The organism is Desulforhopalus sp. (assembly GCA_030247675.1).
Lineage (GTDB): Bacteria > Desulfobacterota > Desulfobulbia > Desulfobulbales > Desulfocapsaceae > Desulforhopalus_A.
This window is the reverse complement of the sequence record JAOTRX010000003.1, coordinates 403,446-428,463: the sequence shown is the minus strand read 5'-3', so window position 1 is coordinate 428,463 and position 25,018 is coordinate 403,446. Positions and strand designations below refer to the sequence as shown.

Here is a 25,018-nt window from a genome sequence, read left to right as displayed (position 1 = left end):
AGGCCTTTACAGCCTTATTACCTATCCATGCATAGGTGTTTTTTCGCCTTTCCCGGATCCCATGGCTTTTTACCTGCGACCGAACCAGCCCCGACAAACAAACCTCCCCCCTGGAAAACAGCACGGCGACAGCCCTTCCCAGGGCCGCCGCCGATGATTGTATCACTGCCCTCTGTAGGTCCCCTTCGCCACCATAAAACAGCCAAAAACTGTGGGAATAATTACCATTTGACTCTACTTAGCCTGTGGCGCCCTTCCACCCCACAGCCGGTTTGTCAACATATCTTCTTGATTTATTTATATATATTATTTTTTCACCTTGCCACCCAGAAGCGCAAAAACTTATTGATAAACCATTCGAAAAGGTGTATTCATCGCGAAAATTTACATCATAAATTGATATGCTGTTTCCGGTTGTCCCAACACTGTATTTTCCGTAGTTCCTCCCCTTATTTCATTTGATAGGAATTGACATGTATCCACCTCACTATGGAACCAACCCGTTGTTTCCCAGCAAAAACGACTTTCGAGTTGTGTTGAAAAATCATGTCGCCGGTTCCGGCGTTATGACGTACAAATTCATTGCCAAGGGAAGTTTGGTATGTGCCATTGCGGGGGATATCATCACCGATATTCGCCAACACAGCCTGCAGATTGAGCCTAACCTCCATCTTCATGATCTGTATTTTTCCGGATATTTTCTCCATAGCTGCTCACCAAATATTGAACTGGATATGAAAAAACTGCTGGTACACGCAGTTAAAGACATCCAGCCCATGGACTATCTGACCATGGATTACGCCCAGACCGAGGATGTCCTCTTCCGCCAGTTCCCCTGCAGCTGCGGTGCCGAGAACTGCCGTGGCTGGATCACCGGCCGCAAGGAAGCCCCGATTGCCGAGGCGGTGCTGCCCAACGGCTTTCGTTTGCCCGAAAAACAGTTCGAAGAGTGTCAGAGCGCATGACGGAATGGTGGGAACGGGAAGATCTCAACTTCCGTGATGGTGTCCTGATATTTGCCGATCGGCGTGTCCAAGAGCTAGCAGAACAGTTCGGAACGCCGACCTTTTTTTATAGTGGTCAGAGAATCGTCGCCAATATCGAACGCCTCCGGTCGGCCCTGCACCAGGCCGGGCTGGGTGAGCGCTCCCGCATCAAGTATGCGATGAAGGCAAATCGCTTCGCCCCGCTCCTCACCCATCTGCGGGGAACGGGACTGGTGGGCATTGATGCCTGTTCACCGAACGAGGTGGAACACGCCATCAGTTGCGGCTTTTCAGCAGAAGACATCTCCTTTACCGCCACCAGTCTGTCCAACCGCGATCTGGAAAGGCTGTCGCGGATCAAAGGCCTGTCGATGAACTGCGACTCACTGAGTGCCATCCGCCGCTGGGGAGAACTCGGCCGGGGCCGGAGCATCGGTATCCGGGTCAATCCGGCGATGGGCATCAGCCGCGCCCATAACGACAAGCTCCAGTACAGCGGGATCAATACCACCAAGTTCGGTATCTACCGGGAACAATTCGCCGAGGCGATAGCGCTGGCCAAGGCCTACGACCTGCCCATCAGAAAGATCCATTTCCACACCGGCTGCGGCTATCTCACCGAGCAGCTGGCGGTATGGGATTCGATCATCGAAAGCTGTTTATGGTTTGTCGATCAGCTGGACAGTGTCGAGATCGTCAATGTCGGCGGCGGCCTGGGCGTCCCCCATGTCGCAGGCGACAAGCCCTTGGATCTTGGCCGCTGGGCCGGGATCCTGGCCAAGCATTTCCGCAACCGGCCCCAGTCCATTGAGATCGAACCGGGCGACTACCTGGCAAAGGATAGCGGCATCATGCTGCTGACCGTCAATACCGTCGAAAAGAAGATGGAGACGGTGTTTGTCGGCGTCGATGCAGGCTTCAACCTCGCCGTCGAACCTGCCGTGTACGGCCTGCCCTTTCATCCGGTGCCGGCCCTGCGCCAGCCGGGGGAATGCAAGGCAGTGACCATCGCCGGCAATATCAACGAGGCACTGGATGTCTGGTACAGCAATATCGCCATGCCGCCGCTTGCCGAAGGCCAGACCCTGGCCCTGATCAACGCCGGCGCTTACTCCTCGGCGATGGCCTCAAACCACTGCCTGCGCGGCGAGTTCAAGGAGTTTCTTCTGCCCTGAGAATAGCCCTTCCCGAGCTGGCCACAGCGATACACAACAACGGGGTGAAAAGTTCATTTTCACCCCGTTGCCGTTTTTACCAAAACCCATCAGCAACGCCGGTACCCGGCAAATACCCCTACAAGGAACCACGAAATGAGCGAATTTACCAACGTAACCGTTAGCAAAAAGGCCAACGTCTACTTCGACGGCAAGGTCACCAGCCGCACCATCACCTTTGCCGACGGCAGCAAGAAGACCCTGGGTATCATGCTCCCCGGCGAATACAGCTTCAATACCGATGCCGCGGAAGTGATGGAAGTCCTCGCCGGCAACCTGCTGGTGCAGCTGCCCGGCTCGACGGAATGGCAGAGCTTTGATGCGGGCACATCCTTCAACGTGCCAGCCAAGAGCTGCTTTTATCTGAAGGTGGCGGGAGTTACCGATTACTGCTGCTCCTTTCTCCAGTAGGCAAGGCACGCCGGCTAGATGCCCGGCAACTCCTCCTTGAAAGAAAGCCTTCCCTTACCCCCGACGAAGACGCTATAATTGACTTCTTGTCAAATACCGCAACAGGGGCGCAGCCGATACAGCCGAACTCAAGGAGGAAAGCTATGCGAACTATCACACCAAACCATCCCACAAAGGCGGGAGACATCAACCTTTCCCGGAGCACCCGCTGTATAGCCCTTACCGCCTGGCTGGTTCTCGTCGCAGCGGCCTTTTTCGCCGCCCGGGCGGAGGCGGACCTGCCGAAGGTGGTTGCCTCCAAGGACGGTACGCCGATTTCCTACGAGGTCTATGGTCAAGGTGAACCGGCCCTGGTCTTTGTCCATGGCTGGAGCTGCGACGCCCGCTACTGGCGGGAGCAGATACCGCATTTCGTGAAAAATCACCGGGTTGTTTTGCTTGATCTTGCCGGACATGGCCACTCAGGTACCTCTCGCGCCAAATATACCATGCAGGCCTTTGGTGAGGACGTCCGCGCGGTAACCGAGGCGGCGGCCGGCGGCAAGGCCATCCTCATTGGCCATTCCATGGGCGGGCTGGCGGTTGCCGAGGCCGCTCTCCTTATGCCGGACAAGGTCATCGGCATCATCGGCGTCGACACCCTTGAAGACCTCGAATACTCCACCACCGCCGAGGAAATTGCGCAGATGATCGCCCCCTTGAAAAGCGATTTCCAAACCGGCAGCCGACAGTTCATCGCCGAGATGATTGCAGCTGGCAGCAACCCCCTGATCCGTGACTGGATCATCGCCGACGTCGCGGCAGCGCCGCCAAACGTTGCCTTGAGCGCCATGAACGAGCTGCTGACCGAGTACAGCACCGGAGCCCTCCCCAAACTCTTCGACCGGCTGCACATCCCGGTTGTGACCGTAAACGCCGATCTCTGGCCGATAAACTATGAGGCCAACAGGCGGCACATCCCGGGCTTTGAGGCCATTGTCCTGCAGGGCACCGATCACTTTTTGATGCTCAATACACCGGCACGGTTCAACGATGCCTTGGCGAAGGCGATTTCTACGGTGTTAACACAAGCGGCGCAGAAATAAGGCGGGGCAAACGCAGTTTAATGTTGCACTGAGCAGCCTGTCTGCAGAAACCAAGGCCGTCCAGCCCCGGGATTCCTGTCACCCCAATGAACGAGGGCTCAAGGCCGTCGACATTGGTGATCAGGTAGATATTGCCGGGAAAATCTTTCGGAAATAGCATGGTATCAAGCCCCATGCCTGGGACTATTCCTCGGCCATGCCGGCAAGCCGCTGCATACCGGATGAATCCATGGAATTTCTCCGGCGGCAACGGCCTTAATCGTATTTTTACCAACCTAGCAGGTAGGCAAAAATGAGAGGTACTACGATAGTAGCATCTGATTCAATGAGATATTTTGGAGTATCGATACCTAGCTTGCCCCAAGTTATTTTCTCATTGGGAACGGCACCCGAATACGACCCGTAACTAGTTGTCGAGTCTGATATTTGACAAAAATATTCCCAGAAGGGCGTGTCGGTTCTCTCCAAATCCTGATATAGCATGGGAACCACACAAATCGGAAAATCGCCAGCAATCCCTCCACCTATTTGAAAAAAACCGATGCGCTTTTCTTTGGTCTCCTCGGTATACCAATCGGCCAACCACATCATGTATTCTATCCCCGATTTCATAATACTCGGAGCCAGCGTCCCCTTAATGCAGTACGAGGCAAAAATATTTCCCAACGTTGAATCCTCCCATCCGGGGACTATTATCGGAAGATTCTTTTCAGCTGCAGCCAGCATCCAGCTGTCTTTCGGATCGATATCGTAGTATTGCTTCAAGACTCCAGATGTAAGCAGCTTGTACAGATATTGATGGGGGAAAAATCGCTGGCTGGTTTCCTGGGCCTCATGCCAGATTTCAAAAATATGTTTTTGTAAACGGCGGAATGCTTCTTCCTCGGGAATGCACGTATCAGTTACCCTGTTCAATCCCTTTTCCAGCAGTTCCCATTCGTCCTGAGGCGAAAGATCCCGATAACCCGGGATGCGTCTATACTTGGTATGAGCAACCAGGTTCATCAAATCTTCTTCCAGGTTGGCTCCGGTGCAGGAAATTATGCTCACCTTGTCCCTTCGTATCATTTCAGCAAGTGATTTTCCAAGCTCGGCTGTGCTCATGGCACCGGCGAGCGTAATCATCATTTTATTTCCCTTGGCCAATTGTTGTTCATAACCAATAGCTGCATCAACCAGGGTAGCTGAATTGAAATGCTTGAAATGCTCAAGCATGAATGTTCCAATAGGTCCGTTATTTGATTTCATTATAATCTGTCCGTTTTATCAAATTTGTAAGAGAGTAATTTATAATACAATTTCGCCACCAGAAAATTTGGGTATGTCAATCCCATTATGGGTGCGAACTCGACAATATCAAAACCAACCACATTTTTACATGCAAATACCTTTTTCAGATACCTAATTGTGGTAAACCAATCTAGTCCACCCGGTTCTGGTGTCCCTGTGGCCGGCATAATGGATGGGTCAAGCACATCCAGATCAATGGTGAGATAGACATCGTTGGACATCAGTTCAATTGATTTATCGATCCAATCAGAAGTGGCATGAATGGATTCGGCAAGAAATACTTTATGTGGATTGACAAAAGGCTTCTCGCAACTATCCATGCTTCGTATGCCTACCTGGATAAGATTCGTTTCCAAACTGGCCTTATGCAGTGCGCAGGCATGGTTATACGCCGAGCCGAGATATGTGGGACGAAGATCGGCATGGGCATCGAGTTGTAATACTGTCAAGTCCTTGAAACGAAGCCGAAAGGCATCAATAATACCAATGCTGACGGAATGTTCCCCTCCCATGAAGGTCAAATATTTTCCGGTCTCCAGGAGGGTGTTAGTCTGCTCAAAAACAGTCTGATAAACCCGCTCAGGTGTGGCGTTTTCAGTTATCGCTGAAGGGATATGAATGCCTTTTCGATAAACCTCGGAATCGGTTTCAATGTCGTACAGCTCCATGTTTTCTGAAGCTTCGATAAATGCAGGAAACCCTTCATCTGCACCTTTCCCCCAGGTGCTGGTTCCATCGTAAGGTATTGATTGTAGGAGGATGGATGCCGACTGGTAAGCAGCATATTCATCCTGAATTCCACCGAACTTTATCATGGACAACCACCTCTCCTTATATCTTTTTGCAGGTTTGATCTCGACAAAGTCATTGTTAATTCTGTTACACCGTTACCGTAAAGAGATCCGGGGTATTAGCGCGTCATTTGTTTGGTCATGACGATAGAAGAAACGGTATAGCCATGCCGTTCAAAAAAGCTATGTGCACCTGTATTACCGTGGCCACTCTCAAGAAATATACGGTTAACATGGCCGATAGCGGCAAACTGGTTCTCCAGCCAGCCAAGGAATTGATCGCCCAATCTCTTACCTCGATGCGCTTTGCCTATCACGATATCTTGTAAAATGACAGTACGTGCACTCCGTCGACTGAGATATTCGAAAAGAGCCAGACCAACCAAGGTTTCGTCTATAAAGAGGGCTGCCAGGTGTAATCCTTCTGCCCCCGGTGTGTGTGCATTACCGATGGCTTCTTTGGCATCTGCAGCGAAGATCGATTCAAGTTGAGGACTCCATGAAAGAAAGCTTTCAGCTCGGCCGTCAATGATCTCGCCATGCGAAATATAGGTGAGATCAACATTAGCTGAGAAAAATTTCCCGGCCTCGACTGCAAAAGCTGAGTCGGTAATAAGTTGGATTCTAGTCAAAGCCATTCCTACCTTTGCTCAATAAAGATGTTTTGCATGAATTTATGAAATTCGGCTAAACCCTTTTCATACCCAGGATCTTTGACCTTTTTCTTTATCTCATCAACTTTCTCTTTGGTATGTGCTTTCTCAAGTCCCAGATCGATGCTTTCCTGGAACAGGACGATATAGTTATCCCTGATTCCTTCCAGATACCAGTAATGAAGGAAGATCTCCGAGGAACACAAGTCGTAGATCCATGCTACCCAGCTGTTAAAAACATCATCGTGGATTATCCCATCGGCTTTAAAACGGAAAGCCATTTCAAACAAATTGAGCACCTGACAGATAAGTTGAAGGACCTGGTAACTTCGGTCATCATCCTTTTTTAATTCAGCGTAGCTTTCGCTGTCTTCCCAAATTATGCGGGCAAGATCAACGTGATCAATCTCAAAACGGAACTGTTGGATCGATTGGAATTCCAGTTGTTGATAGATCTGGTTACGAGAAGATTCAAGCTCGTTTTCCGATGCCAGACGGTTGGAAATAACTAATGCAAGAGCTGCCGAAGCAATACCGACGACGTTGGCAATTGACTGGAGGTCAAGTTGGACTTGATCATTCAACCCCATTATAGAAGCCAATCCGCTGTGGTATGCTCCCACCAACAGAAAGGCAGCGACAATGAAACAGATATAGACAACATAGACCAGCAACCTAAAAATTCCTTTTTTATTCCGTTTAATTAAAGCACGAAATCTTTGCACGACAGTCTTATTCCTATCCACGAATATACTCCTTGAGAGTATTTACCTCAGAATTCCTTCTTCCACATCAACCACAATCAGCTGCACCTTCAGTAATGACAGAATATTGAGTGACTGCAAGTTGCTTGACACCCAACAGCAGTGCCCTTCTCGTCCCAATCTTTCCATGGAGAAACTCCTTTACTTTTCAAAGTAGGTGTACCCACGCATCCCTTCCTCATAGATCTTCATCACGGTTTTGCGCTCAAGGGGTGAAATTAACCCCTCCTTCACTGCCATCTCGGCGGTTTTCCGAAACTTCATCAGCAGTCGTTTTGGGTCGTACTCGACATAGGAAAGGATATCGGCCACCGTGTCGCCCTCCAGCTCGCCGGAAAAATCAAATTTGCCGTCCTCGTGGATGCTCACCGTCACCACGTTGGTGTCACCGAGCAGGTTGTGCAGGTCGCCAAGGGTCTCCTGGTAGGCGCCTACGAGAAAGACCCCGAGGTAGTATTCCTCCGACTCCTTCAGCTCGTGCAGTGGCAGAAAGCGTTTAGCACCGAAGCGGTCGACGAAACGGTCGATCTTGCCGTCGCAGTCGCAGGTGATGTCGGCAAGGATGGCGTTACGGGTCGGCTTCTCGCCCAAGCGGTGGATGGGCATGACCGGAAACAGCTGATCGATCGCCCAGCTGTCCGGTAGCGACTGAAACAGGCTGAAATTACAGTAATAGATATCAGAAAGCAGGCGCTCGATTTCGGAGATCTCCGCCGGGGCGTTCTTCAGCTCCCGGGCGGTCTGGCGGATGCGATTGAGCGTCGTCCAAAAGATGTTTTCAGCGAGTGCACGCTCACGAAGGGTTATCTTGCCGTGATTGAACAGCTGGCGAACCTCGTCGCGATAGAAGATGGTATCGTTGAGGGTTTCCTGGATATTGCGGATCGACAGACCGCTTAGCGATTCGAGCATATTAGCAAGCTGGGGGTGGCAGTCCTTGGGTAACTCACTTGGGAGAGGATCCGGCTCAAAAAGAGTGCGGTCAAGGACATTAAAGAGCAACACCGAGTAATAGGCGACCAGGGCTCGACCGGTTTCGGTGATGATTATCGGATGGTCAATACCCTGCTCGTCGAGGGTGGTCATGACCGCATCGATGATATCGGTGCAATATTCATCCAGGGAGTAGTTTCGACTACTGAGAAAATTCGACTGGGAGCCGTCGTAGTCCACCGCCAGACCGCCGCCGAGATCGAGATATTTCATTGCCGCCCCTTCCCGGACCAGGCCTGCATACACCCGGCAGGCCTCATTGACGGCGGTGCGGATCTCGCGGATATTGGAGATCTGCGAGCCAAGATGATAATGGACCATCTGCAGGCAATGCAGCATGTCTTCCGCCACCAGAAGGTCGACGGCATCCATGAGCTGGGTGGTATTCAGGCCGAAGATGGAGCGTTCGCCGCCCGATTCCGCCCAGTGGCCACCGGCCTGGGTGGACAGCTTGATGCGCACACCGAGCACCGGCTTGGCCCCGAGGATTCGTGACCGTTCGATAATCAGCGGCAGCTCACTGGGCATCTCGACGACGAGAATGCAGCGAAAGCCAAGTTTCACGGCGGTGAGAGCCAGGTCGACAAATTCCTCATCCTTGTAACCGTTGCAGATCAGCGGTGCCTCCTTATCGGCCATCATCCCCATGGCGGCGATCAGTTCGGCCTTGCTGCCGGCCTCAAGGCCATGATGGTAGGGGCCGCCGTAATGGACCATGGCGTCGATGACCTGTTTCTGCTGGTTGACCTTGATCGGATAGGCGCCAAGAAAGCTGCCCCGGTAACCGAGGTTTTTCATGGCGGCGATAAAGGTCTCATTGAGCTGGGAGATCTGCGAGTCGAGGATGTTCTCGATGCGCAGCAATACCGGCATATCCAGGCCGCGTTCCTTTAGACCCTCAACAATCGCCGGAATCGATACCGCCCGATCACTGGCGTTCGGCGAAGGCTGCACCAGCATATCGCCCTTGTCCGACACCCGGAAATAGCCGCCGCTCCACTCCGCCACCCGGTACAGCTCGGACGACTTCTCAACACCCCAACGTTCTAATAAATCTGACAATTCACTCACCACCTTGATAATGGGGCCGGACATCCATGTCCGGCCCGGTTAGATTGAGATTTTACGGCTGCAGCAGCTTCAAGCCGAGGGGCTCCTCGACCAGGCGCCTGGCCTGGGTGTCGAGCAACTCTAAGATGATCACCTCCATGACCCGCCACACCTTGACGCCGCTGCGGATGCAGCCGGTGATGGTTTCGCCCTGACGGCCGCAGGCCATATGCATATGGAGAAGGGGCCGTCCGTCGGCATCGGGAAAAAGTGTGCCGGTTCCGGAGACCTCATGGGCGTACTCCAGTACCCGCTCCATGGGATGCAACGGCAAACCCCGGTCATCCAGGGGGCCGACCACCAGCTTGCTGCCGTCATCGGCCCCACCGAGGATGGTCAGGGCGGCGGCGGTAATATTCTGGTCAACGGCAAACTGTTCGATGACCTCATGGACGATCTCGCCGTCTTCGAGGCGGAGAATAAAGACCCGGCCCTGACGGGCTTGCGAAAATTTCATTGGCTGTTTTGCTCCTTGTTCTCAACTACTCTATGACACCGACGGTTGCACGGCCAGGGGCAAAGATAGCCATTTTTCCCTGAAAGTCAAAGATTCCGGGCCATATTGCCTGGAGAGCCTGCCTGGTTGCTGGAAAACCCTGCCAGGAGTGCTGTTCCCCGCAGATCGATTCCCCTTCCCGCCCTCTTTACTTCGCCGCGCCGATTGTTTATGTTCTCCCCGCATGCTGTCTCAGGACAAAACCATAACCAACAAACCTCTTCGACATTCCATACCTCAGGTGATTACCATGACCAAGAAAAAGACCTTTGCCGGCTCCGGCAAAACCGCCGCCAAGATACAGAAAAAACAGCAAACCAGCAAGGACCAACAACCGGCCCATGAGCCGATGCTCCAGGCCATGGTCTGGTATAAAGAGGAGCATTACCCGCAACTGCTTGCCCTCTTTGACGACGCCGAACTGCTGCCGCGCACCTACAGCGACTGGCTGGCCAGGGCCGAAGAGAAGAAGGCCGAAGTCGAGGCGGCCGGCGACCAGGTCATGAAGGTGTTTATAGACCCAGAGACCTTTCCGGAATGGTGCGCCAAGAAAAACATGCCCAAAGACGCCAACTCCCGTGCCGAACTGGCCCTGGAGGTCGCCCAGGCACGATCATTCAGTCTGTAGTGCACTTTCATTTCCCGCCATCATTCACCGCTTCCCTTCATCAAGAACCTTTCTGATCAGTCTGGCGATATCGCGCTTAGCCAGGGGCTTCATGGCAAAGCCCTTGATTCCGGCGGCCTTGGCCTTTTCTTCCGTTACCAGGGTGCTGTAGCCGGTGCACAGAATAACCGGCAGATCGGGGCGGATCGTGAGAATGTGCATGGCCAGGTCAAGACCGGTCATACCGGGCATGGTCTGATCGGTAAGGATCAGGTCGAACTGGTCCGGATCCTTAAAGAACGTGGCAATGGCTTCAAGGCTGTTGGTCTCCACCGTCACCTCATAACCAAGCCGCTCAAGCATGTTTTTGCCCATCTCGGCGAGAATCTTCTCGTCATCGACGATGAGGATCCGCTCCCGGCCGGCAAGGACCAATTCCTCTCCTTCCTCGGCGGCCATTGCCCCGGGAGCGATGACCGGCAGGTACACGTGAACGGTGGTCCCCTTGCCGACAAGGCTGGAACAGGAAACAAAGCCTTCATAACTCCGAACAATGCCATGGACGATGGCCAGCCCCATCCCGGTTCCTTTGCCGACCTCCTTGGTGGTGAAGTAGGGTTCAAATATCCTCGCGACCAGTTCCGGAGCAATCCCCGTGCCGGTATCACTGACCGACAGATGGGCGAACACCCCGGGCCGGACATGGGGTTCCCGCCCCAAATCCTCCCGCCGCAATTCGGAATTCTTTAAGGAAATATGGAGGATGCCGCCGGTTTCCTCCATGGCGTGGAAGGCGTTGGTGCAGAGATTGACGAGAATTTGATGCAGCTGTGTCGGATCGGCGAGAACCGGCCCGGCAGCTTCGTCGATCTCCTGCTTAATCTCGATCGTCGAAGGCAGGGACGGCCGCAACAGCCTGACCGCCTCATGGACAATGACCGCTGGCCGCACCGACCGCCGTTCGGTATTGACTTGGCGGCTGAAGGCGAGAATCTGTTTGATGAGGTCCTTGGCCCTGGCCCCGGCACTGAGGATCTCCGAGAGGTCCCTGGCAACCGATGAGTCAGGCGGGCTGTCATCTCTGGCCATCTCCGCATAACCGAGAATCGCCCCAAGGATATTATTGAAGTCATGGGCAATGCCGCCGGCCAGGGTGCCTATGGCCTCCAGGCGCTGGGCCTGCTGCAGTTGTGCCTCAAGCTTCAGGCGCTGGTCCTCATCCTCTTTGCGGCGGGTAATGTCAACGTTTATACCGATGTAGCGGACGATCCTGCCCTGTTCGTCGCGCTGCGGTGCCGCCAGGCCCTGCACCCAGACAACCTTGCCGTCACCGTTGCGCAGACGGTACTCAGTGTCCCAAGTGGTACGGCCGGCAACCATCTCCCGCCAGGACGACAAAACCCGCCCAACATCGTCGGGGTGCAGGCCCTGCAGCCAGCCCTCGCCCTTCGCCTCATCGGCAGTAAGACCGGTCATCTCGCACCAGCGCGGGTTGACGTATTGACAATAGCCCTCTGAGCTGGCCAGATAGACTCCAACCGGCGCCAGGTCGGTGAGGGTGCGAAACTGCTCTTCGCTTTGCCGCAGGGCTCGCTCCATGGCCTTGCGCAGGGTGATGTCATGCAGGGTGACAAAGACCTGAAACGGTTTGTCTTCACCGGGTTTGAACTGGGGAATGGCGTTGATATTCAACCAGACCCAGCTATCCTTGACCTGATTGAAAACCCCGGCAACAAAATTTATCACCGGTTTTCCCGTTTGTAATGCCACCACGGAGGGATACTCTTCCACCGCGAGAAGAGATCCATCCTCGCGGACCACCTTCCATGACGGATTGTCAAAACGCGTCCCTAAAAACTCCTCCCGCGACCTCCCGAGCATATTCAGGGCGGACTGATTGACATCCACCAAGGCCCCGCCGGAAAGCTGACAAAACACCCCATGAACCATATTCTCAAACAGGGTTCGATACTTTTCCTCACTCTTCACCAGTTCCTCAGTGGCCTGGCGCTGCCCTTCCAGCATCATGTTGGTTGACCGAGCGATGTCAATAAACTCCTGAAACTTCAGCATTCCGGGATCGATGAGGATGTTCTCGGTGGCCGCCTTGATACAGAAACGGCTGAAGGCATCTATGCCATTCTGGATGGTCCCGGTAAGTCTTCTGACCCAAAAATAAACAAGCAGAATGAGGACAAACAACAGGGAAAAGCTGATCAGGGTCTTCTTCAGGAAACGATCAAAAAGGAGATCTTTCTTTTTGGCGATCTCCTCTTCGACGGTGTCGAGATAGACACCGGCACCGATAATCCATTGCCAACCGGGAATACTGGTGACAAAGGAAATTTTTGGTGATGGCGTGGGGCTATCAAGCTTCTGCCATGAATATCTGATGAAATCTCCACCGGGATTGGCGGTTGCTTTTTTATATTCCGCAAATATCTTGACGCCTTGTGAATCAGTAAGATCGGCTATGCTGCGTTCACCGACGGTAATCTTGCCGTTGGTAAACAGGGGCAGGCCATTGCCGGTGCTGCCGAAAAAGTACCCCTCCCGGCCGAACTTCAGGGTGATCAAGCGTTCCAGCACCTGTTTTTGAATATCGTCCCGAACATCTTCGACATATTCACCGGTGCCGATGACCCAATCATAGGCGGGAAAGGATTTGACGTACGCCGTCTTTTGATAGGTATTTCCCGCCTCGCCGGGTTTGGTCCAGGTATAGCTGTAGAAGCCCTCGCCGCTTTCCCGGACCAGGTTGATCATGTCCCGGACGACGAACTCACCCTTAGCCCCCTGGAGGGTCAACATATTCTGCCCTTCCAGCTCGGGGCGATCGGCAAAAAGCTCCTCGATACCGTTCAGATTGAAGATGAAGTAATAGCCTCGGCCGTCGTTGAAGCGTAGTTGTCTGAGGGCGTCTTTGATCAGCAGTTGCACCTCTGCCGGTGACTTCGAGTTGCCGTATACCTCAAGGAGATGGGAGGCGACACTGCTCGCCTCGACGACCCGGTCCCTGACCGTCTTCCGCAACACGCTTTCTGTCAGGTTTTTGGTATAATTTATATAATCGGCAACCGTCGTCACCTCTTCCTTCAACATCTCCTTCTGGGATTCTTCAAAGGCCTTCCGGGCATGGTTCGCGTCCTCAACAAAGGCGGTATATTCGCTGTGCATCCACAGCACAAACAACAATCCCACTGATGCTAAGGTTATCAGCATCATATTACGGAAAAATGTGGTCTTGATGCTCCGCATCCCTGTACTCCTCCAAGGGCTGATATCCGTGAGTCGACGACATCGGGCCGCCATCCCTGTTGCAGGGATCACCTAGGCGCCCTTCCGCTAGTGTATATCAAATTGCCGCGGTAAGACAAGGATGAGGAGTGTTTTCGCAATTGCACCGACCATCTCCCTCGCCGGTGTTCTTCTCGGGCCGGCTGGGTCGGCACCCTCCGCCGGACAAGGCAAGTACCGCGGGAAAAGAACCTTGCAAAAGGAAATATTTGCGGTAAAGATTTCATCAAAATTACCCTGAGGTTTCCCATTGGCATCTATAACTGGAAAAGACAAATCGTGGTTTCTCGCCCTCCTCCTCTGGCTGTTCTTCAGTGCAGTCCAGGCGGCACCCGCCTGGTGTGCCGAGGCGGAGGGCCAACCGCTCAACTTCGATAAGACCCAGGCCAAGATCAAGGAACTCTCCCGGCAGATAAAGGGCGGCCGGCTGTCGCCGCAACAGCTGGAAAGTGCTCAACAGCTGACCAGCCAATTCACCAAGGCAGCCACCGTCTGTATTGACACGGCCACCGAACAGATCAGCCGCCTGGAACAGGAAACCGCGTCGCTCGGCCCCTCCGCCGCGCACGAAGCCGCAGAAATCGTCAAGGAACGCAAGAGCCTCGCCAAACAAAAACAGGCCCTGCAGATCACCCTGTCGGAATGCCGACTGCTGACCACCCTGACAACCCGCCTCGACAACGAACTGGCCGATCAGAACAAGCAACTGCAGACCGCCAACTTTTTTTCAAGAACGGAGAATTTTCTCGGCAGGTTCGCCACGACCCTGCCGACATCGGATACATTTGCCGACCAGGTCAAGACCTACACCCTTGAACGCTCCGGATTCCAGGATCTGACCCCGCCGATGCTGCTCATCCTCACCCTTCTTGTCATTGGTGGGACAATTGCCGGTCTGAAGATTTTCCGGCTGCTGCAACACTTGACCGGTATCTATTGTGGCCGCCAAGACCTGCCGCCGACTCTTCCCCTGCGGGGCAGTTTCAGTTTGCCGATGGCCACGGCCACGCTCATGGCCGGCGGCTATCTCCTCTATCTTACCTGGGACTCCCAACCGCCGGTCTATGGCCCGTGGCTGTTTGTCTCCGTCGGCCTCTACTTTCTGGCGCGGTTCCTGTTTCATCTGCGCTGCCTGCTGGTGGCGGCAAAATCCACCGACCAGCCGGTCAGCCTGCCGGTTCGCCGTTTTGCCGCCCTGGCTGGTCTTGCAAGCCTGCTGTTTTTCACGACCCGCATCGATCTCGGTGATTTTGGCGCCCTGGTGACGCTTCGTGGCCTTGGCCAATCGCTGATCATTTGCGCCATCTGCTGCCTTGGCTGGTGGTTTCTGTGGCCGATCAAGCTGCCCGCACACCTGAACCACTTCGACAAATCGCGACTGGCAGCAATCACCCTCACCTCCCTCCTGGTGATCGGCGTCGAACTCTCAGGCTACCGAAATCTCTCCTTTTTCATCCTTAACGGTCTCCTCGGAACAGTGGTTCTGGCTACACTGTTGCGCCTTTTGCTCTTTGCCATCGACGAGATCATCGGCGGCTGTTTTTCCGGCAAATATCGCTGGCAGCAAGGTCTGCGGCAGAAGCTCGGCCTGCACCGGGGGGACAGGTTTGCCGGCACAACCTGGATACGCCTTATTTTCAAGCTGCTCGCCTGGGCGGTCGGCCTCCTGCTCTTTCTCAAGCTCTGGGGGCTGCCGGAAGCCCAGGAGAAGGTGCTGCACGGCTATCTGGTGGACGGCTTTACCATCGGCGGATTGCTCATCGCCCCGGCCCGCATTGTCTTTGGGGTCTTCATCTTCGCCTGCGGCTGGACGGCAGTTTCCTGGTTGAAGATGCAGATGGAGAAACGGTGGCTGCGGCACGCCGGTTTTTCGCAGAGTGCCCAGGAAACGCTGGTGACCATGACCGGCTATTGCGGTTTTGCCCTGGCCCTGATCATCGGACTTTCCAGCGCCGGTTTCAGCTTTTCCAGCCTTGCCTTCATCGCCGGGGCACTGTCGGTCGGCATCGGTTTCGGTATGCAGAATATCGTCAACAACTTCGTATCCGGCCTCATTATCCTCTTTGAGCGCCCGGTGAAACGGGGCGACTGGATCAGCATCGGCAAGACCGAGGGCTACGTCCAGAAGATCAGTGTCCGGTCGACCTTGATCCAGACCTTCGACCGTTCCGACGTCATTGTCCCCAACTCGGAACTGATCTCCAACCAGGTCACCAATATGATGCTCAACGACAACTTCGGCCGGCTTATTGTGCCGGTCGGCGTTGCCTACGGCAGCGATACCGAACTGGTTCGCACCCTGCTTCTGGAGATTGCCGCCAACAATGAACAGGTAGTCAATGACGGCTCGGCCCCGAAACCGGTGGTGCTGTTTCTGGCCTTTGGCGACAATGCCTTGAGCTTTGAACTGCGCTGCCATCTGGTCAATATCGACAAACGGCTGGCCGTGAAAAGCGCCATTAATTACGAGATCGATCGCGCCTTCCGCAAGCACAATATCTCCATGCCCTTCCCACAGCGTGATCTGTATATTAAGGAATTTCCGTTCCCGGACAAAAAAATTTGAGGACGATATGAGCGAAAAGATTGTATTCACCAGAAACTATTCAGATTTATGCACAAACCAGGGTTTCCAGTTCGAATTCTACTGCGATAAATGCGGTTCCGGTCACAGGACCCGATTCAAACCATCGAAACTCGGTATGGTCACCGGGGCCCTTGAGGCCATCGGCGGTTTATTCGGCGGGGTCTTTGGCCAGGCTGCCAATCTCGGCGAAAAGGCCCGTTCAGCGACCTGGGAAACCGCCCACGACGACGCCTTTGCCGAGGCCATGGAGGAATTGAAGCCGGACTTCACCCAATGCCCACGCTGCAGCTCCTGGGTCTGCAAGAAAAGCTGCTGGAATACCGCCAAGGGCCTCTGTAAAAACTGCGCACCCGACCTCGGGGTGGAGATGAGCGCCGCCCAGGCGAGCCGAACGGTGCAGGAGATCTGGGCGCACTCGCAGATGGCCGAAGAAGACCGGGCAATGCTGAAGGAGGAATCCTGGCGCGAGGGCGTTCGGGCAAGCTGCCCGTCCTGCAAGGCGCCGTTGCCGAAAAAGGTGCGCTTCTGCCCAGAATGCGGGGCAAACATCAATGTAGAAACCGCGTGCAAAAAATGCGGCGGCAAACTGGCGGCAGATGCTAAATTCTGCGGTGAGTGCGGCGAGAAGGTCGGCTGATCGACGAGCCGACAGACCTCAGGGCCTGCTGGAAACGCGCTGCGTCCAGGTGGCGAGGATGCGCTGCCGGTCCGTGCCGGTTTTGATGATATCCGTCTGGATAAGATCCTCCAGGACAAAGCCGTCCATTTCCGTGGGAACAGCGACCTCCGGACGAACCATGACCCGCGGATCCTTACTCTGGATTATACGCTGCCCTTCAACACTCAATGCCCAATCGACAAAAGCCTTGGCAGCTTCAGGATTTCTGGCGTTTTTAAAGATTGCCAGGCCGGCCGGCGTCCAGGGCACCCCGTCTTTGGGAAAGACCGCCTGAACCTGCGGTTTGGTCTTCATGGTGAGCAGGTCCTTCGACAGGGGCACGATCGACACCGCCATCTGCCCGGCAATGACCTGCTTTTGCGGATCGCTGCTGCTTTTCGTGAAAAACTGGACATTGCCGCCCAGGGCCTCAAGGTATTTCCACCCCTCCTCTTCCCCGAGTTTCTGAAGCAGGCTGGCGGCAACGGTATAGGTGGTCCCGGAAATAGCCGGATCGGCAGCCAGTACGGCATCCCGGTATTCCGGTTTGACGATATCGGCCCACAGCCGTGGTACCGGCAATTTCTTTTCGGTCAGTACCTCGGTGTTGATCAACAGCCCGGCCATGATCAGAGACACTCCGGTCCAATTGCCCTGCGGGTCCTTATATTGGGCGGGAATGGCCTCCGCCTCAGGTGAACGGTATTCCTCAAGCAGGCCCTTTTCACCAGCCTTGACGAAACTGTCCGCCCCACCGCCAAACCACAGATCAGCAAGGGGACTTCCGCCACTCGCCTCGGCCCTGGCAAGCACCTCGCCGGGCGACATATCGAGGAACTCGATAAGAATCCCGGTCTTTTTATGAAATTCGGTAAAGATTGCCTCTTTGCCGCTATAGGTTGCTACCATGGTGAGGGTTGGCTGGACGGCGGAAGACACCGGCCTGAAAAGCAGGAGAACAACAAAAACGACTACCGGCAAAGTCACCAGGGACTTGCCGGACCGGAAAAAATGCGCCATGACCTGTTCTCCTTCAATTCACGAAAATAGACGAGCACAACCGCCGGGCTGCCGGTGGCGGTGATTGTTGCGGAACCGTGTGATACGCCCGCCGGGCGAAATATCCTGTCGATACGCTGTGATTTTTTATAGCAAGCGACAGAAAGGGTGTCAACACTGATTAGGCATAACGCCCTCAGCAGGATTTCCCTTGAGGGCGGGCAGCCGGCGGCAACCACCGGTCTAAAGCGCTTGCACCCTTGCCTCATGCTTAAGTGTAAGCTATTATTCATAGGTACTGGTAGAGTACCGCCGCAAAGAAGGATGGCAAACCACAGCGGGCCACGATCGGCCCCCCAAATAACAACATTCCACTGCAAGGAGCAAGAATACCATGGCAAAAGAACAAAAAATCAAAAAAGAAGAAAAGAAGAAACCGGCAATGACCCAGAAGGAAAAAAAGGCCGCAAAGAGGAGTAAAAACGAAAACAGCGATTTCTCGATCAACGACAAGAAGCGCTAATTCCGCTTTTTCCCGGGTGCGTATACGGTATACAGCTGAGTGGAGCAGCTTATCTGCTTAAACGAAACGTAATGCCCTTGTGGTATGAGGGGTGATCCTTGGGCATGGCAATAGGGGCATCAATCGTCTATCTGCCGGATACGGGCGCTCCCTATCCGACACTGCTTGATTTTTTGGCCGAACGTTTTCCAAAGATTGCCAGAGAAACCTGGCTTGCCCGTATCAGCAGCGGCAAGGTATTAACTGAAGACGGGCAGCCGATCACCCTGGAGACCGCCTATCTTCCTGACAGACGGCTCTTCTACTACCGCGAGGTGGAAGAAGAGCCGATCATTCCCTTCACTGAACGGATCCTCCTGCACAACGACCATCTGCTGGTGGTCTGCAAGCCCCCTTTCCTGCCGGTCACCCCGACCGGGCCCTATGTCCTGGAAACCCTGATCAACAGACTGATCCAGCAAACTGGCAATCCCGACCTGTCACCGATCAACCGCATAGACCGGGAAACCTCCGGGCTGGTACTGGTCTCGACCAACAAGAAAAGCCGAGGTGCCTACCAGCACCTGTTCATGGAGGGGGCGGTACGCAAGACCTACGCGGCGGTAAGCCATTTCCCCGGGGACACCGGCCAAGGCGAATGGCTGGTGGAAAACCGCATCGAAACCGGCGAGCCGTGGTTTCGCATGCGCTGCTGCGCCGGAAAGGTCAATGCCCGCAGCCATATCCGTCTCGTGCAGGTCGAGGGACGGCGGGCCCTTATGCAACTCCGGCCACTGACCGGTAAAAAGCACCAGCTACGCCTACACCTGAGCGGCCTGGGTTTTCCCATCGTCAACGACCGCTGCTACCCGCAGCTGCTGGAAAAAACGCCCGACGACTTCGATCGGCCACTGCAGCTGCTTTCGCATAAGATCGAATTCCGCGACCCTATGACCGGTAAAGAGATGCTCTTCGAATCAACCCGGAAACTGACACTTACCGGAACCACAGAGGACTGACGAAGGCTGGGGGAATGAAAGCGGCGATGCCGCTCTTTGCGGGTCAGGAGCAGAATCTCTTTCTTAATTCGGCAATATGCGCCGGGCCGATGCCGCAGCAGCCACCGATAATCCCTGCCCCCATGTTCATCCAGATTTCTGCCTCCCGGGCGTAATCGGTGGGAGAAATGACATCGTTGAACAGCCAGTTCGGCATGACAAAGACCCCGGAATGGGCATAGATCCCTAAGGTTCCGGTCCAGGACCTCTTCAGTTCGGCAAAGGCCTGGACGGCGTCGGCAACGTCGGTGTGCATGATCAAGGCCGCCGAGCCGCCGATGGGCGAGATGGCGGCCACGCCCTCGCTGAGAGTATGGCCGCGGTCCCAGAGCATGAGCTCACCAACAGCAGTTTTCCGGCAGCTGAAGCCGAGCCATACCGGCAGACCGGTGGCACAGGCTGCCTGCACCGCCAGGCTGCCCTGTTCGATGTCGCTGATCATCTCAACGATGAGTAGATCAACTCCGGCCTGACAGAGAATGTCCGCCTGCTCGGCATAACCGGCAAGGGCCTCTTCCCGCCGCAGGTAGCCTTTTGCCGGTTCCGAGCAAAAGGTGGTTGGGGCAATCGAACCGGCAATCGCTACCGGTGCCGTGGCCACCTGGTCCCGGGCCATGATTGCCAGCCGCACCGCAGTCCGGTTCAAATCGCCAAACTGGCCGGCAAGCCCGGCGGGGATGAGCATATGTTTGGCGAGGGAAAAGGAATTGACGGTGATAACCTCGGCCCCGGCGAGAATATAATCGCAATGAACCGCCGTGACGATCTCCGGGCAGGTACGGACCGCCTCCGCCGTCCAGGCCGTGCCGTGCATCGGTACACCCCGTTTTTCCAGCTCGGTACCGGTTGCCCCGTCGAGGAGGACCGTCCGTCCGGCCTGGAGTTTTTCTTCGAGCCGGGTCATCATTCCCTTTCTTCGCCGTCCGTGATAGCGTCTTTCCCGGGCAAAGGTCCGGCACCCCTGGCCTTCCAGGCAACAAGCAGTTTCCCGCCAATAAGCACGAAAAATGCGCCGATTATGGCAGCCGTGTAGGTTACCATCTTGGCACTGGTTATTATACCGAAACGGTCAGCGACAAAGGTGGCGAGAAAAGGATCGGTCACAAACATTCCCCCGGCGATCCAGCCAAGGAGCATGCCGCCCAGGGTTATGACGATCGGGAAACGGTCCATGAGCCTGACCACCATCTGGCTGCCCCAGACAATTATCGGGATGCTGACCAGAAGACCGAAAATGACCAGGACCATCTGGTGTTCCTCCCCGGCACCTTGCGCCGCCCCGGCTATAGCAATAACATTATCAAGACTCATGACGAAATCAGCGATGATAACGGTTTTCACCGCCCCCCACAGCTTCTCACTGGATTCGAGGGTGGTGTGCGAATCGCTTTCCTCAGGCAGCAAGAGCTTGATACCAATCCACAGCAGGAGGATGGCCCCCAACAGTTTCAGAAAGGGAATACTGAGGAGAGTCAGGGCGAAAAAAATCAAAATAACCCGCAGGACAATAGCACCGGCGGTGCCCCAGAGGATCCCTTTGGTCCGCTGTTTGGCAGGGAGCTTACGGCACGCCAGGGCAATAACCACGGCATTGTCGCCACCAAGGAGGATATCGATGGTGATGATCTGCAAAACGGCTAACCAAAAGGGAAGGTGAAAGAGGAATTCCATAGTATCCTTGCCGAAACACACCGGCATTATTGATATTTTCTCAATTTTTTAAAGAAACGACAGCCCGCGCTGAACCCGGACGGTCGGAGTGTAATGCATGGGTTGGATTTCGGCAATCCCCACCGCACCCTGCTGCATTTTTTTCGTCACCACTTAAAGCGGTCCGATATTCGAAGAGTCGTGGTTTATCCTTGCTTTCTTCCCGGGAAGGCAATATCGTTGCCCAGAAAAATACTTACCATCCGCCGCCCGCCAAGGTAGAAATCATGCGATCCGACCAGCCCATCTTGCTGTCCAGCAATGTCCCTGTCCGGCTATCCTATACCATCATCTTTATGTCCCTGGCCTTTGTCGGCTGGCTGGATCTGACCACGCTGCTTCTCACCGGCCTGTTCACCATCTTCGCCCTGCGGCAATTCTGCTACGGTGGACGGAAATGGCTGGCCTTATTGCTCGGGGCCATTCTCCTTGGCGCCTTTGGCACCGGCTTCTATCTTTTTCTGCGCACGGCGGTGACCGAGGTGCCGGAAATCGCCCGCCACTCCATCCCGGTGGTTATTGAGTACGCCGAGAAGCTCGGTATCGACCCTACCTTTGCCACTTTTGCCGAATTGAAGAACAAGGCCTTGGAATTCGCCATGGATAAGCTACACAACATCGGCAAATACACCCAGTTCATCCTGGTGCATCTGGTCACCTTTATCATCGGTCTGGTCATTGCCGTCGGGGCTTTTATCAACAGCCGCCCCCCCGGTGAAGATCATGAGCCGGTCCTTGTCCGCAACAATCTCTACGATCAGACCTTTGCCGAACTCATGGCCAGGGCCAATACCTTCTACGAAAGTTTCGCCACGGTACTCGGGGCGCAGATCATCATCTCGTCGATCAACACGGCCCTGACCTGCGTTTTCCTGTTCTGGAACCATTACCCCTTTGCCATGGTCATCGCCGGACTGACCTTCGTCTTTGGTCTCATGCCGATCATCGGCAACCTGATCAGCAACACCATCATCGTCAGCGTCGGCCTGACCATCTCGCCGCACATGGCCGTATGGGCACTGGTCTTTCTTGTGTCCATTCACAAGCTGGAGTTCTTCCTCAACAGCAAGATTATCGGCAGCCGGATAAAAAACCCGATGTGGCTGACCCTCTTAGGCCTGCTTCTCGGCGAAAAACTCATGGGCATCCCGGGGATGATCCTGGCTCCGGTACTCCTTCATTATATCAAGGTCGAGGCATCAAACAGCACCCTGCAGGACGATCAGACCCCAATCATCAATCATCCCTGAACCATCGGCGGCAGGCTGCTGGCCGTTGCATGCAGAGGCAACGGCCCCGTACAACTCCGCGCCAATCAACAAACCCCTCACGGAAAGGTTATGCTGATCCGGTCATCGCCGCCCTCATGGCGTGACTTAATCTTCAGATCCATACTGTTGTTACGGATACCCAGGGCAAGGGTCATTTTGTCCTTGTCTTTTTCAATATGGGTCATTGCCCGGATCGCCTCGATAATCTTCTTGCCGACGGCGGGTCCGGGGGCCGGCAGATCACTTTCCCGGTATTCGGCGGTTACCCTGACCTTGCCGTCCTTGGTGGTAGTCAGGGAGATCTTTTCGGCATTGCTGTTGATGCCGTGCAGTACGGCCAGGGCGATCCACTTTAAAGCCGCCTCATCGTCCTCGGTGCCATGGCCAATATCGGACATCCCTTTGAGGGGGTCGGTGGCGGCAAAACAATCGCAGAGTTCTTGCACTTTCAAATGTACATTGGCTGGATCTTTCATAGCGTTACTCCTTGGTGTCTTGCGGATTTTTTCAGTACCTACAAGAACCCGTTCAAGGCACCTATACCCCTTTTGGGGTGTTGGTTGTATTTTTCTATGGCCCATTCGGCCCGGATGAGGGTGCAAAAACCGCTCCGGCACCCCATCTCTTAGGATAAACACCTTTTTCCCTAACGCAATATCCCCCCAGCAAAGCTGGGTTGCCATTTTTACAGAAACCCGGCACGACACTTTGCGTTACGCCTACCATCAAACTGGTCGCCATAAACAGCGCCTTCGGCTATTGTTGTATCAATAATTAACCAACCACCGCTCGGACTGTACGAACGCCGAGGCGTCCTGAAGGGCTACAGGCACCTTTGATAAATCATCACCGGGAGGCAACCATGAAGTTCCTATCAGCTGTTGTGCTGTATATGCTGATCGTTACGGCGGTCGAATTCGCCGGCGAGGGGAGGGGCTGCTCTGCCGCCGCGGAGGACGGCCAGGTCCTCAATATTGCCCATCCGGCATTAAGCCAAAGTTGGTCACCCCTGCATGGTGGTGGCCACGCCGTGCGTTGGCAGTCTCTAACCTGGGCGGCTCCGCTGTATTTCGACAAGGCCGGCATTTTACAGCCATATGTCCTTGACAAGGCCGAATCTGATCCGTCGTTCTCGCACTGGACCCTCACCATCAGCCCGAAGGCAGTGTTTTCCGACGGTTCACCGATATCCGCCGGTGACCTGAAAGGCACCTGGGAACTCTGCGCCATGCCGAGCACCGGACACGCCCGCGCCGATCTCTTTCTCGGCGGCATCAAAGGCTTCAAGGACGTAACTTCCGGTAAAAGCACCGCCTTATCGGGCATTGCCGTTAAAGACGCGCGGACGGTTGTCGTCACCCTTGGCGCCCCCGACCCAATCTTTGACCAGAAGATTGCCACTGCCCTTATCGCCCCGGTAAAGATATCCCAGGCCCGCGACGCAAACGGCAGTGAAAAGCCCGACTGGTGGCAGCCGAATAATGGTGTCGTGGTGAGCGGCCCCTTCATGCCGCAATCAATGGATCTCGACAGGGGCATCGTGGTCCTTATACCTAACCCACATTTCTTCGGCCCGGCGCCAAAACTTAAGAAGATCATCATCACCACGGTGACCGACCCCGGCACTGCTACCCTCATGCTGAAAACCGGCAAGATGGATGCCCATACCGAATTGATCACTCCAACCTTGCTTGATGATCTCGGCAGTGATTTCATCAGCGGTCCCGCCCTCGCCAAGGGTCAGCATTTCTGGTTCGATGCGCAAAAACCGCCGATGAATGATATCAATGTCCGCAAGGCCTTGATCATGTCTGTCAATCGAGAGGAACTGGCAAAAGCCGCCTTCCCCGATGGGCCCTATGCGGCCGCCACGCAGCTCCTCAACAAGGTGGCTGGAGTTGATCCGTCCTATCCGCGATACCCCTATGATCCGGCTGCCGCGAGACGGGCCCTGGCTGCCTCCACCTATAAAGAAGGCCGGCTGTTGCCGAAAATCACCCTCAGCGGCATCAGCACCCCAACCCATGAAGCGGCTGCCCGGTATATGGCAAAACAGTGGCGGGAAGTCCTCAATATCGAGGATGTGGAGATGCAAGCCGACATTGAGGACAGCACCGGCCCGGCGAAGAGGAGTGCTCAGATCTTTCGTGATGACGTCGGCACCCGCGTCCCCGATGCCGTTGCCTACCTGATGGGTGCCATCCATTCCACCTCGGGCAACGCCCGCGGGAAAATGGGCGGGTACAAGAACGCCAGGGTTGACGAACTTCTCGATAAGGCCAAAACCAAGGCCGTTACCGATTCGGCACGGCAAAAAGGAGCGCAGGATGCCCAGAAGGCCTTCCGCGAGGACTATATGTACATCCCGTATTACTACGACGTCATGTCCAAGTGGGCGATGCCATGGGTTACCGGCTTCGACAAGAACGATGACTGGCAGCTTATCGAACCCTGGAATGTAACCATCGATGAGACAAAGAGATAAAGCTGAGTTGAGCAACTTGTTTGCTCAAACGAAATGTATGCCCTTGTGGTA

22 protein-coding genes are annotated in these 25,018 nt (G+C 54.7%); 11 read left to right on the top strand and 11 right to left on the bottom strand.

Translation table 11 applies throughout. The features are described 5' to 3' along the window. Positions 1–473 precede the first annotated feature (473 nt). The 4 genes from OEL83_09115 (at position 474) to OEL83_09100 (ending at position 3,696) form a co-directional block, all read left to right on the top strand. Positions 474–965, top strand: coding sequence for an SET domain-containing protein-lysine N-methyltransferase (locus OEL83_09115; protein MDK9707198.1), 492 nt, complete (start codon positions 474–476; stop codon positions 963–965). Beyond that, positions 962–2,161 carry a diaminopimelate decarboxylase gene (locus OEL83_09110; GenBank protein ID MDK9707197.1) on the top strand — a complete coding sequence of 400 codons (1,200 nt, stop codon included), beginning with the start codon at positions 962–964 and terminating at the stop codon, positions 2,159–2,161. Before OEL83_09115 ends, OEL83_09110 begins: the two co-directional genes overlap by 4 nt. 135 nt (positions 2,162–2,296) lie before the next feature. Then, complete coding sequence (locus OEL83_09105) at positions 2,297–2,611, top strand: pyrimidine/purine nucleoside phosphorylase (GenBank protein MDK9707196.1); 315 nt, start codon at positions 2,297–2,299, stop codon at positions 2,609–2,611. Between the two features lie 143 nt (positions 2,612–2,754). Continuing rightward, positions 2,755–3,696 (top strand): alpha/beta hydrolase, encoded by a 942-nt coding sequence (locus OEL83_09100; protein MDK9707195.1) that lies wholly within the window; start codon positions 2,755–2,757, stop codon positions 3,694–3,696. A 267-nt stretch (positions 3,697–3,963) separates the two neighbouring features. Here OEL83_09100 and OEL83_09095 read toward each other — a convergent pair whose 3' ends face one another. From OEL83_09095 to OEL83_09070, 6 genes are all read right to left on the bottom strand, one after another. Further along, positions 3,964–4,944, bottom strand: a complete 981-nt coding sequence (locus tag OEL83_09095; GenBank protein MDK9707194.1) for a deoxyhypusine synthase family protein — start codon at positions 4,942–4,944, stop codon at positions 3,964–3,966. Continuing rightward, complete coding sequence (speB, locus tag OEL83_09090; protein ID MDK9707193.1) at positions 4,944–5,801, bottom strand: agmatinase; 858 nt, start codon at positions 5,799–5,801, stop codon at positions 4,944–4,946. The genes OEL83_09095 and speB overlap by 1 nt, the downstream gene beginning before the upstream one ends. A gap of 95 nt (positions 5,802–5,896) precedes the next feature. Further along, positions 5,897–6,415, bottom strand: coding sequence for a GNAT family N-acetyltransferase (locus OEL83_09085; protein ID MDK9707192.1), 519 nt, complete (start codon positions 6,413–6,415; stop codon positions 5,897–5,899). Positions 6,416–6,417: 2 nt separating this feature from the next. After that, positions 6,418–7,176: a hypothetical protein gene (locus tag OEL83_09080; GenBank protein MDK9707191.1), complete on the bottom strand. Its 759-nt coding sequence runs from the start codon at positions 7,174–7,176 to the stop codon at positions 6,418–6,420. A gap of 159 nt (positions 7,177–7,335) precedes the next feature. Beyond that, on the bottom strand, positions 7,336–9,258 hold the full coding sequence (gene speA, locus OEL83_09075; GenBank protein ID MDK9707190.1) for a biosynthetic arginine decarboxylase: 1,923 nt from the start codon (positions 9,256–9,258) through the stop codon (positions 7,336–7,338). Between the two features lie 52 nt (positions 9,259–9,310). After that, positions 9,311–9,754: a DNA-binding protein gene (locus OEL83_09070; GenBank protein MDK9707189.1), complete on the bottom strand. Its 444-nt coding sequence runs from the start codon at positions 9,752–9,754 to the stop codon at positions 9,311–9,313. Positions 9,755–10,043: 289 nt separating this feature from the next. Between OEL83_09070 and OEL83_09065 the strand changes: the two genes are divergently transcribed. Further along, a complete protein-coding gene (locus OEL83_09065; GenBank protein ID MDK9707188.1) occupies positions 10,044–10,421 on the top strand; it encodes a hypothetical protein in 378 nt (125 codons plus the stop codon). A 24-nt stretch (positions 10,422–10,445) separates the two neighbouring features. Here the strand turns inward: OEL83_09065 and OEL83_09060 are convergent, their stop codons facing one another. Continuing rightward, a complete protein-coding gene (locus OEL83_09060) occupies positions 10,446–13,658 on the bottom strand; it encodes a cache domain-containing protein (protein ID MDK9707187.1) in 3,213 nt (1,070 codons plus the stop codon). Between the two features lie 289 nt (positions 13,659–13,947). Between OEL83_09060 and OEL83_09055 the strand changes: the two genes are divergently transcribed. Then, positions 13,948–16,263, top strand: coding sequence for a mechanosensitive ion channel (locus tag OEL83_09055; GenBank protein MDK9707186.1), 2,316 nt, complete (start codon positions 13,948–13,950; stop codon positions 16,261–16,263). A gap of 7 nt (positions 16,264–16,270) precedes the next feature. After that, the gene (locus OEL83_09050) at positions 16,271–16,921 is read left to right on the top strand and encodes a zinc ribbon domain-containing protein (GenBank protein ID MDK9707185.1); all 651 of its coding nucleotides are present in this window, start codon (positions 16,271–16,273) and stop codon (positions 16,919–16,921) included. A gap of 18 nt (positions 16,922–16,939) precedes the next feature. On the opposite strand, the gene OEL83_09045 is transcribed toward OEL83_09050, so the two are convergent. Beyond that, positions 16,940–17,962: an ABC transporter substrate-binding protein gene (locus OEL83_09045; protein ID MDK9707184.1), complete on the bottom strand. Its 1,023-nt coding sequence runs from the start codon at positions 17,960–17,962 to the stop codon at positions 16,940–16,942. Between the two features lie 373 nt (positions 17,963–18,335). Here OEL83_09045 and OEL83_09040 point away from each other — a divergent pair, with 373 nt between their 5' ends. Together OEL83_09040 and OEL83_09035 are read left to right on the top strand one after the other, a co-directional pair. Further along, the gene (locus OEL83_09040; GenBank protein ID MDK9707183.1) at positions 18,336–18,464 is read left to right on the top strand and encodes a hypothetical protein; all 129 of its coding nucleotides are present in this window, start codon (positions 18,336–18,338) and stop codon (positions 18,462–18,464) included. Positions 18,465–18,568: 104 nt separating this feature from the next. Continuing rightward, positions 18,569–19,462 carry a pseudouridine synthase gene (locus tag OEL83_09035; GenBank protein ID MDK9707182.1) on the top strand — a complete coding sequence of 298 codons (894 nt, stop codon included), beginning with the start codon at positions 18,569–18,571 and terminating at the stop codon, positions 19,460–19,462. 43 nt (positions 19,463–19,505) lie between these two features. Here the strand turns inward: OEL83_09035 and OEL83_09030 are convergent, their stop codons facing one another. Next, a complete protein-coding gene (locus OEL83_09030; protein ID MDK9707181.1) occupies positions 19,506–20,408 on the bottom strand; it encodes a homocysteine S-methyltransferase family protein in 903 nt (300 codons plus the stop codon). Further along, positions 20,405–21,172 carry a TerC family protein gene (locus OEL83_09025; protein MDK9707180.1) on the bottom strand — a complete coding sequence of 256 codons (768 nt, stop codon included), beginning with the start codon at positions 21,170–21,172 and terminating at the stop codon, positions 20,405–20,407. The genes OEL83_09030 and OEL83_09025 overlap by 4 nt, the downstream gene beginning before the upstream one ends. A gap of 266 nt (positions 21,173–21,438) precedes the next feature. Here OEL83_09025 and OEL83_09020 point away from each other — a divergent pair, with 266 nt between their 5' ends. Continuing rightward, entirely contained in the window at positions 21,439–22,461 is a 1,023-nt protein-coding gene (locus OEL83_09020; GenBank protein MDK9707179.1) for an AI-2E family transporter, read from the top strand. 77 nt (positions 22,462–22,538) lie between these two features. Here OEL83_09020 and OEL83_09015 read toward each other — a convergent pair whose 3' ends face one another. Beyond that, a complete protein-coding gene (locus OEL83_09015) occupies positions 22,539–22,958 on the bottom strand; it encodes a hypothetical protein (GenBank protein ID MDK9707178.1) in 420 nt (139 codons plus the stop codon). Between the two features lie 386 nt (positions 22,959–23,344). On the opposite strand from OEL83_09015, the gene OEL83_09010 reads away from it, so the two are divergent. Beyond that, positions 23,345–24,967 (top strand): ABC transporter substrate-binding protein, encoded by a 1,623-nt coding sequence (locus OEL83_09010; GenBank protein ID MDK9707177.1) that lies wholly within the window; start codon positions 23,345–23,347, stop codon positions 24,965–24,967. Positions 24,968–25,018 lie beyond the last annotated feature (51 nt).

What these genes read in the sequence shown, in the direction of transcription:
- OEL83_09085 (MDK9707192.1), bottom strand. Translation starts at nt 6,415, where the DNA reads ATGGCTTTGACTAGAATCCAACTTATTACCGACTCAGCTTTTGCAGTC.
- OEL83_09010 (MDK9707177.1), top strand. Translation starts at nt 23,345, where the DNA reads ATGAAGTTCCTATCAGCTGTTGTGCTGTATATGCTGATCGTTACGGCG.
- OEL83_09115 (MDK9707198.1), top strand. Translation starts at nt 474, where the DNA reads ATGTATCCACCTCACTATGGAACCAACCCGTTGTTTCCCAGCAAAAAC.
- OEL83_09045 (MDK9707184.1), bottom strand. Translation starts at nt 17,962, where the DNA reads ATGGCGCATTTTTTCCGGTCCGGCAAGTCCCTGGTGACTTTGCCGGTA.
- OEL83_09020 (MDK9707179.1), top strand. Translation starts at nt 21,439, where the DNA reads ATGCGATCCGACCAGCCCATCTTGCTGTCCAGCAATGTCCCTGTCCGG.
- OEL83_09065 (MDK9707188.1), top strand. Translation starts at nt 10,044, where the DNA reads ATGACCAAGAAAAAGACCTTTGCCGGCTCCGGCAAAACCGCCGCCAAG.
- OEL83_09060 (MDK9707187.1), bottom strand. Translation starts at nt 13,658, where the DNA reads ATGCGGAGCATCAAGACCACATTTTTCCGTAATATGATGCTGATAACC.
- OEL83_09095 (MDK9707194.1), bottom strand. Translation starts at nt 4,944, where the DNA reads ATGAAATCAAATAACGGACCTATTGGAACATTCATGCTTGAGCATTTC.
- OEL83_09050 (MDK9707185.1), top strand. Translation starts at nt 16,271, where the DNA reads ATGAGCGAAAAGATTGTATTCACCAGAAACTATTCAGATTTATGCACA.
- OEL83_09025 (MDK9707180.1), bottom strand. Translation starts at nt 21,172, where the DNA reads ATGGAATTCCTCTTTCACCTTCCCTTTTGGTTAGCCGTTTTGCAGATC.
- speB (MDK9707193.1), bottom strand. Translation starts at nt 5,801, where the DNA reads ATGATAAAGTTCGGTGGAATTCAGGATGAATATGCTGCTTACCAGTCG.
- OEL83_09110 (MDK9707197.1), top strand. Translation starts at nt 962, where the DNA reads ATGACGGAATGGTGGGAACGGGAAGATCTCAACTTCCGTGATGGTGTC.
- OEL83_09070 (MDK9707189.1), bottom strand. Translation starts at nt 9,754, where the DNA reads ATGAAATTTTCGCAAGCCCGTCAGGGCCGGGTCTTTATTCTCCGCCTC.
- OEL83_09030 (MDK9707181.1), bottom strand. Translation starts at nt 20,408, where the DNA reads ATGATGACCCGGCTCGAAGAAAAACTCCAGGCCGGACGGACGGTCCTC.
- OEL83_09015 (MDK9707178.1), bottom strand. Translation starts at nt 22,958, where the DNA reads ATGAAAGATCCAGCCAATGTACATTTGAAAGTGCAAGAACTCTGCGAT.
- OEL83_09100 (MDK9707195.1), top strand. Translation starts at nt 2,755, where the DNA reads ATGCGAACTATCACACCAAACCATCCCACAAAGGCGGGAGACATCAAC.
- OEL83_09040 (MDK9707183.1), top strand. Translation starts at nt 18,336, where the DNA reads ATGGCAAAAGAACAAAAAATCAAAAAAGAAGAAAAGAAGAAACCGGCA.
- OEL83_09105 (MDK9707196.1), top strand. Translation starts at nt 2,297, where the DNA reads ATGAGCGAATTTACCAACGTAACCGTTAGCAAAAAGGCCAACGTCTAC.
- OEL83_09035 (MDK9707182.1), top strand. Translation starts at nt 18,569, where the DNA reads ATGGCAATAGGGGCATCAATCGTCTATCTGCCGGATACGGGCGCTCCC.